General features: G+C 40.1%; 12 protein-coding genes. 5 read left to right on the top strand and 7 right to left on the bottom strand.

The window, feature by feature from the left end; genetic code table 11:
* Nucleotides 1-9 precede the first annotated feature (9 nt).
* Nucleotides 10-510 (top strand): DUF3299 domain-containing protein, encoded by a 501-nt coding sequence (locus QL995_RS10135; RefSeq protein ID WP_290294101.1) that lies wholly within the window; start codon nucleotides 10-12, stop codon nucleotides 508-510.
* Nucleotides 511-869: 359 nt separating this feature from the next.
* Here the strand turns inward: QL995_RS10135 and mutM are convergent, their stop codons facing one another.
* Nucleotides 870-1679, bottom strand: coding sequence for a bifunctional DNA-formamidopyrimidine glycosylase/DNA-(apurinic or apyrimidinic site) lyase (gene mutM, locus QL995_RS10130; protein WP_007581941.1), 810 nt, complete (start codon nucleotides 1677-1679; stop codon nucleotides 870-872).
* On the bottom strand, nucleotides 1679-2194 hold the full coding sequence (locus tag QL995_RS10125) for a hypothetical protein (protein WP_290294100.1): 516 nt from the start codon (nucleotides 2192-2194) through the stop codon (nucleotides 1679-1681). Before QL995_RS10125 ends, mutM begins: the two co-directional genes overlap by 1 nt.
* Before the next feature lie 118 nt (nucleotides 2195-2312).
* On the opposite strand from QL995_RS10125, the gene QL995_RS10120 reads away from it, so the two are divergent.
* Nucleotides 2313-3239 (top strand): manganese-dependent inorganic pyrophosphatase, encoded by a 927-nt coding sequence (locus tag QL995_RS10120; protein WP_007581938.1) that lies wholly within the window; start codon nucleotides 2313-2315, stop codon nucleotides 3237-3239.
* A gap of 135 nt (nucleotides 3240-3374) precedes the next feature.
* On the opposite strand, the gene rpmG is transcribed toward QL995_RS10120, so the two are convergent.
* The 3 genes from rpmG to radC form a co-directional block, all read right to left on the bottom strand.
* A complete protein-coding gene (rpmG, locus tag QL995_RS10115; RefSeq protein WP_004335545.1) occupies nucleotides 3375-3530 on the bottom strand; it encodes a 50S ribosomal protein L33 in 156 nt (51 codons plus the stop codon).
* A gap of 11 nt (nucleotides 3531-3541) precedes the next feature.
* Nucleotides 3542-3778, bottom strand: coding sequence for a 50S ribosomal protein L28 (gene rpmB / locus QL995_RS10110; protein ID WP_004335549.1), 237 nt, complete (start codon nucleotides 3776-3778; stop codon nucleotides 3542-3544).
* 274 nt (nucleotides 3779-4052) lie between these two features.
* The gene (radC, locus tag QL995_RS10105; protein WP_007581936.1) at nucleotides 4053-4727 is read right to left on the bottom strand and encodes a DNA repair protein RadC; all 675 of its coding nucleotides are present in this window, start codon (nucleotides 4725-4727) and stop codon (nucleotides 4053-4055) included.
* 144 nt (nucleotides 4728-4871) lie between these two features.
* Between radC and coaBC the strand changes: the two genes are divergently transcribed.
* From coaBC to QL995_RS10090, 3 genes are all read left to right on the top strand, one after another.
* Complete coding sequence (gene coaBC, locus QL995_RS10100) at nucleotides 4872-6065, top strand: bifunctional phosphopantothenoylcysteine decarboxylase/phosphopantothenate--cysteine ligase CoaBC (protein ID WP_165735476.1); 1194 nt, start codon at nucleotides 4872-4874, stop codon at nucleotides 6063-6065.
* A gap of 111 nt (nucleotides 6066-6176) precedes the next feature.
* Nucleotides 6177-6764, top strand: a complete 588-nt coding sequence (gene slmA, locus QL995_RS10095; RefSeq protein WP_007581932.1) for a nucleoid occlusion factor SlmA — start codon at nucleotides 6177-6179, stop codon at nucleotides 6762-6764.
* 140 nt (nucleotides 6765-6904) lie between these two features.
* Nucleotides 6905-9673 carry a prolyl oligopeptidase family serine peptidase gene (locus tag QL995_RS10090; RefSeq protein WP_290294099.1) on the top strand — a complete coding sequence of 923 codons (2769 nt, stop codon included), beginning with the start codon at nucleotides 6905-6907 and terminating at the stop codon, nucleotides 9671-9673.
* Nucleotides 9674-9910: 237 nt separating this feature from the next.
* Here QL995_RS10090 and QL995_RS10085 read toward each other — a convergent pair whose 3' ends face one another.
* Both QL995_RS10085 and QL995_RS10080 read right to left on the bottom strand, forming a co-directional pair.
* Entirely contained in the window at nucleotides 9911-11068 is a 1158-nt protein-coding gene (locus QL995_RS10085) for an ROK family transcriptional regulator (protein ID WP_007586058.1), read from the bottom strand.
* 74 nt (nucleotides 11069-11142) lie between these two features.
* Nucleotides 11143-12384, bottom strand: coding sequence for a DUF4147 domain-containing protein (locus QL995_RS10080; RefSeq protein ID WP_290294098.1), 1242 nt, complete (start codon nucleotides 12382-12384; stop codon nucleotides 11143-11145).
* Nucleotide 12385: the final 1 nt, after the last annotated feature.

The following is a 12385-nucleotide window of genomic DNA, read 5'->3' as shown; positions in this document are numbered from 1 at the left end:
AGGTATTTTATGACATTTTTTAAAACAGCTTTTCAATACATTGCTGCTATTAGCTTATTATTTATAAGCGTAGCGAGCTGTGCCAATCCACCAAAAGAAATTTTTTGGGAAGACTTAATTCCCAAAGGTCATATGCAAATAGACAATCAAGCACAAGCTAATCACGAAGACAGCGATCAAAACTGGGTGCAACCCGATTTAGATGCTCCAGTGGTAAAAGCGCTTGATGGTCAATTGGTAAGTTTGCCAGGTTTTGTTGTGCCACTTGAGGGCGATAGCGAAGTCATTACTGAGTTTTTACTCGTGCCTTATTTTGGCGCCTGTATACACGTACCACCACCACCGCCAAATCAAATAGTCCATGTAACGATTAAAGGTGGTGTGCCTATAGATAGTCTGTACGACGCAATCGTTGTAACCGGAATAATAAGTACAGAAACATGGTCGGGCGAAATCGCGCAGGTAGGATATAAAATGAAAGCGGTCGGTGTAGCACCGTTCGAGCTTTAAAATAAAGGGCCATCTTTTAAAGCTGGCCCTTAAATATCATTAAATTTAGAATCGATAAAATTTAAATAACTGAATATTCAAATAACTAGGGCGTGTTGATCTTTGTGGATTGAAATTTGTTCAATCTAGGGGCGATTTAATCGCGGCGCGAGGTTTGTAACCTAGCGGGCTAAGTAAAAATCGAGCAACAAAGAGTTAATCGCCCCTAGAAAGAACCCAAAGGGCAGCGCATGTTTGGCATTTATGCTGCGTTATCGCCAATTTATGGGGAATAACCACACTACATAGGCTCTGCCTTGCCTAAATACCAAACAGTCTGCTGCAAAATCAATCACGAAAGGTCAACACGCCCTGGATAACTACTTTTGGCAATTTGAGCAAAAAATAGTACTGCGCTGCCCTAATCTAATTTCTTCTAATTCGTTTTCGCACGTCATACATGGCTTGCCTTTGCGCCCATATACTAATAACTCTTGAGCAAAATACCCAGGCTTACCATCACTTTGTGCAAAGTCTTTAAGCGTTGTACCACCTTGCATAATGGCCGCAGCAAGCGTGTCTTTTATAATAGGGATAAGTGCTTGATAACGTTTTAGCGATACTTTTCCCGCTTCTCGCTTTGGATGTATACCCGCTTTAAATAACGATTCATTCGCGTAAATATTACCAACACCAACCACCACTGCGTTATCCATAATAAATTGCTTTACGGGTACTTTTTTATTGCGCGACTGTTCGTACACGCGTTTAGCAAAAAAATCATCGGTAAGCGGCTCAGGACCAAGCTTAGAGAGTAGCTTATGCACTTCACCTGGCTCTTGCCATAAGCAGCAACCAAAGCGACGAGGATCATTTAAGCGCAGTGCTTTACCGTTACCAAAAATAAACTCTACGTGGTCATGCTTTTTAAGCGGCTCACTTTTATCTACAACACGTAAATTACCTGACATACCCAAATGTAAAATAGTGCTCCCAAGTTCACAGTGTAAAAGTAAGTATTTAGCTCGTCGTTCAATACTAGTAACAATTAGCCCTTCAAGTTGATACACGTCATCTGGCACTGGCCAGCGCATACTGGCATTGTAAATATTTACCTTTGTAACAACTTGGTTTTGTACGTGGGGAGTGATGCCCATTCGGCTCACTTCTACCTCTGGTAATTCAGGCATTAATTAGACTCACTTTGTGAAAAATCAAAACTAGGAAATAACTGCTGTGCAGTTTTTAAATCGAGTGCGAGTATTCGTTGGCTACTCTTTTCGAGTAAGTAATATTGCCCATCGCCTTTATAAAGCAAATAAACCCAAGGTAAACTCTCGCCAGCCAAATCAAATGTAGCAACATATAAAGGTGCATTAGGATTAAAAACAACAGATTCGTTAACACCCATTAACTGCGCGCTTTGCCATTGGTTAATTAAATCACTAAGTTGCTGCTCAGATGCTTGCCACACAAGCGGTATGTCTTTTTGTAGTGGGGTTGTACGCCAGCTTGTTCCTATTCGCTCAATTTTTTGATCAACAAATTGCAGTGTCAGTACAAAACTTTGCTGGGGGAGTACGGCTTGTAATGTTGGTTTATCCTCCCCTCCCAAAAGTTGCTTATGCCAGCCATTTAAGAAGAAGATCATAATCAACATCGAAAATATTATAACGTTGTTCCAACCTTTACGGCCCAGTCGCATATTAATACACCTAGTAAATTCAAGATTTTAAAGTGTAACTAAAACTTAATTGCGCTGTCTATATGTTAAAGGCCGCAGACTTTGTTAGAATATCGGCAAATTTAAAGGAGTTCCGTCAATGTCTATGTATGTAGTGGGCCATAAAATCCCAGATTCAGATTCTATTTGTGGTGCAATTGCACTGGCTTATTTAAAAAACCAAATCGATGAGCCTGCAATTCCAACTCGTCTTGGTGAAATTTCACCTGAAACTCAATTTATCCTTGATAAATTTGGCTTCGAAGCACCAGAGCTTAAATTAAGCTACGCGGGTGAAGATGTGTATATTGTAGATCACACAGAAAAAACACAAGCACCCGATGATATCGACCAAGCTCGCGTTGTTGGCGTAGTAGATCACCACAAATTAGGTGACTTAACATCATCTACTCCGCTTGAATGTTGGATTCGTCCTGTTGGTTGTTCAAACACCATTATTAAAATGATGTACGACTTCTACAGCGTAGAAATCCCTAAAGACATCGCGGGTATTATGATGTGTGCAATTTTAAGCGACACAGTCATATTTAAATCACCAACATGTACCACTGCCGATATTAAATGTGTTGAAGCGCTAGCTGAAATTGCAGGCGTAGAAGACTTTAAAGAACTGGGTATGGATATGTTCCGCGTTAAATCTGCGGTAGAAGACACACCAGCACGTGATTTAGTAATGCGTGACTTTAAAGATTTCAACATGAACGGTAACCTGGTAGGCATTGGCCAACTAGAAGTAATCGACCTTGCTGTTTTTGACGATATTAAAGCAGACCTTGCAGCCGATATTGCTAAGCTAAAAGTTGAGGGTAATCGCCACTCTGTATTTTTACTGCTTACCGATATAATGAAAGAAGGCTCAGAAATGCTAATTGTATCTGACGATGCAAACTTAGTTGAGCAGGCTTACGGTGTAAAACCAGAGAATGATAAAGTATGGTTAGATGGTGTACTGAGCCGTAAAAAGCAAGTAGTACCACCACTACAAGATGCATTCACAAAAATCTAATTGTGTTTTCATTTATTGATTTAAAAGCCTTGTTGGTTATGCCAACGAGGTTTTTTTATATCAATTCACTAATCATATTTTTAAAAACAAAAAACCCAGCCTAAGCTGGGTTTTTAAATTCTAAAAGAACTAAAATTACTTAATTTTAGCTTCTTTAAAAAGAACATGTTTACGAATCTTTGGATCAAACTTTTTGATTTCCATCTTCTCAGGCATGTTACGTTTGTTTTTGTCAGTAGTGTAGAAAAAACCAGTACCGGCAGTTGAAACTAAACGGATTTTATCGCGCATGATTCAGATCCTTAAACTTTAACGCCGCGAGCACGGATTTCTGTAAGAACCGTGTCGATGCCTTTTTTATCGATAATACGCATACCTTTAGTAGTAGTGCGTAATGTTACAAAACGTTTTTCACTTTCAACCCAAAAACGGTGTGTTTGTAGGTTAGGTAGGAAACGACGTCTAGTCGCGTTTCTCGCGTGTGAACGGTGATTACCAACCGCAGGACGCTTACCTGTAACTTGACATACTTTAGACATGTCTATATATCTCCAATAACTTCGCTCGAGCTTAATTTAATCTAAGGCCGTGTATTTCCGCCCTAGAGATAAATCGAAGGGCGCTCTTTATACAGCTTTTACAGGCAAAGATCAAACACTGATCTATCCAATCAGCTCATATATGTAAATTTGATAGCGGCTAATTATAAAGATCGAATGCCCTTAGGGAAAGTAAAAACTGCATTTAAATTAAACTAATTTGCCAAAACACGTTAAACAGCTCATTTTTAACACACTTCTGTATCTAACAAAGCTAAATCAGGCCTCGCTCGGCAAACGAAACACACGTTTCTCCACCAACAATGATGTGATCGAGCACACTTATGTCGACCAATTGCAGTGCTTGCTGCAATTTATTAGTAATAAGTTTGTCTGCTTGGCTCGGTTCTGCAATACCACTTGGATGATTATGCGCAAAAATAACAGCGGCTGCATTATTTTTAAGGGCAGCCTTTACCACTTCACGCGGATAAACGCTGGCAGAATTAATTGTGCCATAAAAAAGTATTTCATCTTTTACTAATCTATTTTGGCTATCCAGATATAACACCATAAATACTTCTTGTTGCAAACCTCGCATTTGAATTGTTAGGTAATCGTAAACTGAGTTTGGCGAATTAAACACGGCGTCTCGTTGGCAACGCTCCTGCATATAACGTTGGCTTAGCTCTAACACAGCTTGTAGCTGAACATACTTAGCGGTCCCTAACCCCTTTTGAGAGCAAAACTCCTCAATGCTGGCATTAAACAAATTATGAAGTGTTTTATTCTCGTTTAATAAATGCTGAGCCAACTCAATTACATTCATTCCCGGTAACCCTGTTCGTAAAAATATGGCAAGAAGCTCTGCGTCAGTCAGCGCCTTAGCTCCCTTTGCTATGAGCTTTTCACGAGGTCGAAGTGAGTTTGGTAGTGAAGTAAGTTGCATTATTCATCCTTGAGAGGCGAAAGTGTCTTATAAATGTAATGCAAATTTGAAATTTAGCCTGTTATTTCGAATTAAAAAACTTCGCTGTATGGGTAAAGATTTGTTATTTTAAGCCCAATATTTAATAAAAGCTGATGAACATCCATGACTAACTTAACAAACAAAAAAATTGTACTAGGTATTACCGGCGGTATTGCAGCTTATAAATGTGCAGAACTCGTTAGGCGATTAAAAGACTCTGGTTGTGAAGTAAAAGTAGTTATGACTGAATCAGCTAAACACTTTATTACACCACTGACCATGCAAGCCGTTAGTGGGGAAACAGTCTCTGACTCATTACTAGACCCTTCTGCTGAAGCTTCAATGGGGCATATTGAATTTGCAAAATGGGCTGACTTAATTTTAGTTGCTCCAGCGACGTGTAATATTATTGCTAAAATGGCAGCCGGCATTGCTGACGACCTACTAACGACGTTACTGCTAGCAACGCCTGCAAAAGTCGCAGTTGCACCAGCCATGAACCAGCAAATGTATGCACACGCAGCAACACAAGCTAATTTAGCCACATTAAAAGCACGTAACGTACTTATTTGGGGCCCGGGTAAAGGTGAGCAAGCGTGTGGTGATATAGGCGCTGGGCGCATGTTAGAGCCTCATGAGCTAGTTGCGCTATGTATAGCAAAAGAGCAACCGCAATTACTTGCAGGAAAAACAATTACAATAACAGCAGGCCCAACGCGTGAGCCTCTCGACCCGGTACGTTTTATATCAAATCACAGCTCTGGAAAAATGGGTTATGCACTGGCAGAAGCCGCTTTGCAACTCGGTGCTAAGGTTAATTTAATTTCGGGTCCAGTCACTATAAAAGCCCCTACTGGCGTAAACCTTATCAATATAGAAAGCGCTGAGGAGCTATTAACTGAGTCACTTACCTATGCACCACAATCAGATGCTTTTATAGGTTGCGCTGCTGTTGCGGATTATCGAGCTGCAAACATTGCGACTCAAAAAATGAAAAAGCAAGGCGACGAACTCACCCTTACTTTAACTAAAAACCCTGACGTAATTGCAGCTATTGCCAACCTTACACAAAACCGCCCCTATACGGTTGGATTTGCCGCCGAAACTCAAAATGTAGAAAGCTATGCTAAAGGTAAACTACAAAATAAAAATCTAGATATGATTTGCGCTAATGACGTATCAAAAAGTGGCTTAGGGTTTAATTCCGATCATAATGCCTTAACACTGTACTGGCATAACGAACAACTAGAATTACCAACAACAAGTAAAATAGAAATAGCTCGCAAGGTGATCGAACAGCTGGCTAAACATCTATAAAAAGGCTGGAAACAAACTGAATAAAACATTAACATACGCCAATCATTTGAACAAAAAATGACTAGGGTTCTTAACTGCGCCACTAAGAATAACTAATAAAAAGGAATGTTCATGCCTGCGACAAAAAGAAGTAATCGCAAAGAGCAAATACTGCAAGCACTCGCACAAATGTTAGAAACTAATTTAGGACAACGCATCACCACAGCAAAACTAGCTGCTGAGGTGGGTGTGTCTGAAGCTGCGCTATACCGTCATTTTCCGAGCAAAGCGCGTATGTTTGAGGGCTTAATTGAGTTTATTGAAGATACCCTTTTATCTCGTATAAATATTATTATTGAAAACGAAAAAGAAAGCCAAACGCGCATTTATAACATTCTATTATTACTTCTAACCTTTGCTGAAAAAAACCCAGGCATTACTCGTATTTTAACTGGCGACGCATTACAAGGTGAGCAGGAACGTTTACGCGAGCGGGTACAAAGTCTGTTTGAAAAACTAGAAACTCAGTTTAAACAAGTACTTCGTGAGCGTAAATTACGTGAAGGTAAAAACTTTCAAAGTGATGAGCTTACACTTGCAAACTTTTTACTTGCCTACGTTGAAGGTAAAATGAATCAGTTTGTACGTAGCGACTTTAAAGCAAAGCCAAGTGTTCAATTTGAAAAACAATGGCTTGAGCTACAAAAAATTTGGCTGTAATGTTTGCTAAATTAATAAATTAAATACCAAAAAACGACCTACGGGTCGTTTTGTCGTATGTAGCTGCCATTTAACTGATCCGCTCGAATTGTGAGCCAAACTCGTTACAATGAAACAATGTCATAATACGAGAATCAATAATGAAAACAAAACTCACCTTATTAAGCACGGCACTCGTTGCCAGCTTAACTAGCACCGGCATACACGCCAAAGAATCGCTACAATTTAAAGACGTTTTTAGTTTTAAATCAGCTAAAAGCACGCAACTATCTGACAATGGTCAAGTACTCACTTTTAGTGCAACGCCGTATCGTGGTAATGCAACGGGCCAAGTTTATTCACTACAAAGCAATACACTCATCGCAGAAGTAGAGCGAGGCACTAAGCCTCATATTAATAAAGCCGCTAACTGGGTCGCTTTTACACAAGTACCTACCTTACTTGAAAAAGAAACAACCAAAAAAAAAGACACACTTAAAAACAATCTGGTACTCGTAAACACACAATCAGGTGCCCAACAAAGCTTTGCTGATGTAAAAGATTACACGTTATCTGATGACGGTATGTGGCTTGCTTATCGTTTAAATAAAAAAGACGATGACGCAAAAGTAGAAGATAAAACCGATAGCACTAAAAACGAAGAAGACAACGCTATCACGCCCGATAAAAAAGATAAGAGCTATGCGCTTGTTATCGTAAATTTATCTGATAAACGCTCCCATACAATAGAAAACGTATTTAGCTACGCTATTAACTCAGCTAACAGCCAGCTATTAGTGAGTCAAAGTTACAGCGATGGTAATAACAACCAAATAGCGTTAATTGAGCTCAGTGACTTTAATAGCAGCGTATTAATTGATGAACCGGGCGTAATCGCAAATAAAATAGCGTGGCACCCAACTGACAATATTGCAGCGTTTACATTGGGTAACTATGTAAATGATGACACCCGCCGTCGAAGCTACACTTTACAGCTATATAAAAACGAGAAGCTCTCAACTATAGATTCACCTAATAAAACCTGGGTTTTAGGGAAAACAGCCACCCTTAAATGGTCAGAAAATGGCGAGCGCTTATATTTTGAAAACCATCCAAAATTAGCAGCTAAAGTAAAAGCCAAAGAATATACCGACGAAGCCTCATTGTACGACTTTGATACCATACGTGAACATAAAGGTTTAGATGTATGGCACAACAACGATGCGCAAATAAAACCACGTGAAGAGCAGCAATGGAACGAAGTTAATAAAAATCGTCATTACAGTGCGGTGTATCACGTTAACTCGCAAAAAGTTGCGCAACTTAGTACACCAAACATGCCTGAGGTTGCACTAAACCCTCAGCGAGATGTGTCTTTAATTGGCTCATCTAGCATCCCCTACCTAGAAAAAATAATGTACGGCGGTTTTTTTGCTGATTACTTTGCAGTAAATATAAACACCGGTAAACAAACTCCCATTATTAGTAGCTACCCGTTTAGGCCAAGCCTTGCACCTAATGGTGAGTTTGCGGCTTATTTTAGCGATAGCCAAATACAGTTAAAAGATTTAAAAAATAATAAAGTAACACCGCTTACAAAAGCGATTCAGGCAACCTTTGCTGATGATAAACACGACTACCCATCTACTCAACCTGGTTATGGTTTTGCTGGTTGGATGACCGATAGCAGCCAAGTGCTTGCTTATAGTAAATACGATATTTGGGCATTTGACGTAAAAACGCAGCAAGCTAAACGCCTAACTAATGGTAAGCAAAGCAATACGCAGTACCGTGTTATTAAGCTTGATAAAACCCAAGTGGGCTTTAAAAAAGGCGATACATTACTTGTCTCTGCTATTAACTTACAAACTAAACAAAGCGAAGTTGCAAAGCTCGACTTAACCACTAACACAATAACTAAGGTGCTTAGCGGTAATAAACGCTTTGATATGGTTAAAAAAGCCAAAAAGGCTGACAAGTACTTGTTCACCTCGCAAACTTATAGCCAATTTCCTGATTACTACCAAACTGATTTTAGCTTTAGCGCACCAAAACAAGTAACCACGCTAAACCCACAAATTAGTAATTTTGCCTGGGGCGAAAAGCCAGAACTAATAAGCTATAAAGGCTTTGACGGCGAAGATTTACAAGGCGTCCTAATAAAACCAGCGGGATATAAAAAAGGCGATAAAGTACCTGTGGTTGTGTATTTTTACCGTTACATGAGCCAGCGTATGTTTGATTTTCCAAAAATGGAATTAAACCACCGCCCTAATTTTCCTATGTTTACCTCAAACGGTTATGCGGTATTTTTACCTGATATTCGCTTTGAAATAGGTCACCCTGGTAAATCGTCAACGCAAACCATGATAAACGCTACCCAAAAATTAATAGATTTAGGCATAGCCGACCCAGATAAAATAGGCTTACAAGGTCACTCTTGGGCGGGTTATCAAAGTGCGTTTATGATAACCCAAACAGATATGTTTAAAGCGGTTGTATCTGGCGCGCCAGTATCAAACATGACCAGTGCTTACAGTGGCATACGTTTAAAATCGGGCCTTGCTCGTCAATTTCAATACGAAACAGGACAAAGCCGTATTGGCAAAAACTTATTTGAAGCACCAGAACTTTATATAGAAAACTCACCAGTATTTTTTGCAGACAAAGTTAATACGCCTATCTTAATAATGTCTGGCGACAAAGACGATGCAGTGCCTTGGCATGAGAGCGTGCAGTACTACTTAGCTCTGCGCCGTGCAGGAAAAGATGCTACATTTTTACAATACGAAGGTGAACCACACCACTTGAAAAAGTTTCCTAATCAGGTCGATTTTTCAGTACGTATGATGCAGTACTTTGATCATTACTTAAAAGGCAAACCAGCTGCAAAGTGGATGACACAAGGCGAGGCATTCGTTGAAGAGTAAATAACCCACACACAAAAGCCGATATTGCATAAAACAATATCGGCTTTTTTGTTTTTAAATTTGTATTTCTTATACCAATTCGCTTAATTAAATAAGCTATTTTGAGGCTGGAAAAACGTGTTGATAGCTAGGCAAAAAATTCGATATTTAGTTGTTCTAAATGAGAATTTTTTAACGCAGGTAGCGACACGTTTAGCCCCGCAAAATGATTAAGTATTATTGCGGATTGGTATTAAGCTACAAACACAATTCTCTAAATGGCAATGTGGCTGCGCCAATTGATACCGGAAAATTATCAATATTAGAAACCACCAGCTTTGGCATAGGGCGTTTAGCGCCACGTCTAAATTGTGCATAAACCTCAGTTCGTGCAATAACTTTTTCAGCCAACTCTTTTGGAATATGGCCACCAATAATAATCGCTTCAGCATCTAATAATGCAGAGCAACAGGTTGCCACTAAATCAAATGAGTCTTGAACTTTAAACAGCCACTCTTCAACGCCAGGCCAATCGGGGTCAAAGTTGTCATGCAGGTCGTAAATAGAAGTAACCGCTACGCCATTTTTTTTCAAAATACGTTTTAGTAATTCAAGATTAGGGTGGGCATATAATTTAGGCGGTAGCATGTCGCCAAGCTCACCTGCGTTTCCGTATGTACCGCGCAGTACGTCGCCATTATTTACAATACCACCACCAAATGCGGCCGACACAAACATATAAACAAAGTTTTTATATTCACGACCAATACCAGCAACACCTTCACCTGCGGCTGCGCCTGTAGCATCGTTAACAACCCAAGTTGGGAGCTGAAAATGCTGCGACACAATATCGATAATATCAACCTGCGACCACTCTTCTAGCATATGGTGGGTATTCATTTTCCCATCCATTGAGCTAAAAAAGCCAGAGATACCCACGCCCATTCCCAGTACTTTTTCACTTGGAATGTCACGCTCAGCGCTTATTTCTTCCACCAGCTTTTGTGCACATTTAAGCACATTATTAATGCTCATATCCGACATTAGCTGCATATGGGTGTAAACCACCTTTCCCGTAAAATCCATTACAGCAAGCGAAATAGCATCAAGTAAAATAGCTAAGCCAAAGGTAAATCCGTAATCGGGGTTAAGGGCAATGCCAAACCCCGGCTTACCTTTTTTATTAGGAATAAGCGTATCGCTTTGTACAATTACACCGTGCTGGGTTAACGACTTAAGTAAACGCGACACAGTTTGCTGTGGAATACGAGTTGCGCTCACAATATGACTTTGAGTTACGCACTTTTCCCAAAACACCACTTTTATAATATCGCGCTCAATATCTTGAAATAGCTTTTCGCCTTTTCCAAGCTCAAAACCAGAGCGTAATAAGTTACTGTTGTTTAACGAAAACATAGGTATTAACCCTAACAAAATTGGAGCACAAGATTACGTGAAACCATTATAAAGAACAAGTGGGCAAACTGCGCCTACTCAATCACTATCACTCTAAAATCGTTCACATTTGTGTTAGTTGGCCCAGTAATAATTAAATCATCAATTGCTTTAAAAAACTGATGGCTATTATGTCCTTCTAATTGCGCTTGAAGGCTCTCTCCTGCGCTTTGTGCCCGTATAACCGTTGTGCTATTTATGTAAGCACCCGCTACATCTTTACTACCATCTACACCATCTGTATCACAAGCAAGTGCGTAAATACCCGCTTCGCCATTAAGTGCCTCAGCCAACGCCATTAAGTATTCTTGATTGGGCCCGCCATCGCCATAAACATCAGCAACGGTTACTGTAAGCTCGCCACCTGAGAACAACATAACGCGCTTGCCTTGGGCTTTTTGCTCAAGAGCGATAGCCGCATGTTGCTTTGCAACTTCTTTAGCCTCGCCTTGAATATCATACCCTAGTACCTGGGTTTCCCAACCTTGATGTTGTGCAACACTTATAGCGCTATCAATAGCATGCTGTGCATTTGCAACAATAAAGTACTCACCCACGGTATCAGCAACTCGTTCTTGCTCTGGTTTTAATAAATGCGCTTCAACCTCTGCAATTACCGGCCAATTGTACTTTTGTAAAACAGCCAGTGCATCGGCTTTAGTACTGCCATCGCTAATGGTAGGGCCTGATGCTATATCACTTGGTTTGTCCCCTACTACATCTGAAATAATGAGCGTAACGTAATCCGACTTAGCGGCCTGCGCTAACTTACCGCCTTTAACAAGTGACAACTGCTTACGCACTACATTTATTTCATCAACGCTTGCACCACTTCTAAGTAAAAACTGATTAAGCTTTTGCTTTTGTGAAAAAGGCACATCATCAACTGGTAGGCACATCAACGACGAACCGCCCCCCGAAATAATAAACAAAATAGGAATATCAGCTGGATTATTTCTTACAAGCTCCAATAACTCTTTGCCAGCAGCTAAGCTGTTATCGTCTGGTGTTGGGTGGTTTGCACTAAGCACTTTAATTCGCCCAGTATCGCCGCTACTTTCGTAGCCATAACGCGTTACCACTGCGCCAAAACATTTATCACCATAAAAGCGATTAACTTCGGCGGCCATTTCAGCGGCGGCTTTACCCGCCCCCACTACACATAAACCTTTGCTTGCATCTATATTTTCTAAATACTTACTCATGCAAGCACTCGGTTTACAGGCATTTACCGCAGTGGTAAATAAATCAATTAAAAACGACTTTTTAGAATCCATT

Source organism: Pseudoalteromonas sp. APC 3358 (genome assembly GCF_030408075.1).
Classification (GTDB): Bacteria; Pseudomonadota; Gammaproteobacteria; order Enterobacterales; family Alteromonadaceae; genus Pseudoalteromonas; species Pseudoalteromonas arctica.
The sequence above is the reverse complement of the archived record's forward strand: the minus strand, read 5'-3'. Positions and strand labels throughout refer to the sequence as shown.

Excerpts from the sequence above, each read along its gene's own strand:
- QL995_RS10135 (WP_290294101.1), top strand. The coding sequence starts at position 10 with ATGACATTTTTTAAAACAGCTTTTCAATACATTGCTGCTATTAGCTTA.
- mutM (WP_007581941.1), bottom strand. The coding sequence starts at position 1,679 with ATGCCTGAATTACCAGAGGTAGAAGTGAGCCGAATGGGCATCACTCCC.
- QL995_RS10125 (WP_290294100.1), bottom strand. The coding sequence starts at position 2,194 with ATGCGACTGGGCCGTAAAGGTTGGAACAACGTTATAATATTTTCGATG.
- QL995_RS10120 (WP_007581938.1), top strand. The coding sequence starts at position 2,313 with ATGTCTATGTATGTAGTGGGCCATAAAATCCCAGATTCAGATTCTATT.
- rpmG (WP_004335545.1), bottom strand. The coding sequence starts at position 3,530 with ATGCGCGATAAAATCCGTTTAGTTTCAACTGCCGGTACTGGTTTTTTC.
- rpmB (WP_004335549.1), bottom strand. The coding sequence starts at position 3,778 with ATGTCTAAAGTATGTCAAGTTACAGGTAAGCGTCCTGCGGTTGGTAAT.
- radC (WP_007581936.1), bottom strand. The coding sequence starts at position 4,727 with ATGCAACTTACTTCACTACCAAACTCACTTCGACCTCGTGAAAAGCTC.
- coaBC (WP_165735476.1), top strand. The coding sequence starts at position 4,872 with ATGACTAACTTAACAAACAAAAAAATTGTACTAGGTATTACCGGCGGT.
- slmA (WP_007581932.1), top strand. The coding sequence starts at position 6,177 with ATGCCTGCGACAAAAAGAAGTAATCGCAAAGAGCAAATACTGCAAGCA.
- QL995_RS10090 (WP_290294099.1), top strand. The coding sequence starts at position 6,905 with ATGAAAACAAAACTCACCTTATTAAGCACGGCACTCGTTGCCAGCTTA.
- QL995_RS10085 (WP_007586058.1), bottom strand. The coding sequence starts at position 11,068 with ATGTTTTCGTTAAACAACAGTAACTTATTACGCTCTGGTTTTGAGCTT.
- QL995_RS10080 (WP_290294098.1), bottom strand. The coding sequence starts at position 12,384 with ATGGATTCTAAAAAGTCGTTTTTAATTGATTTATTTACCACTGCGGTA.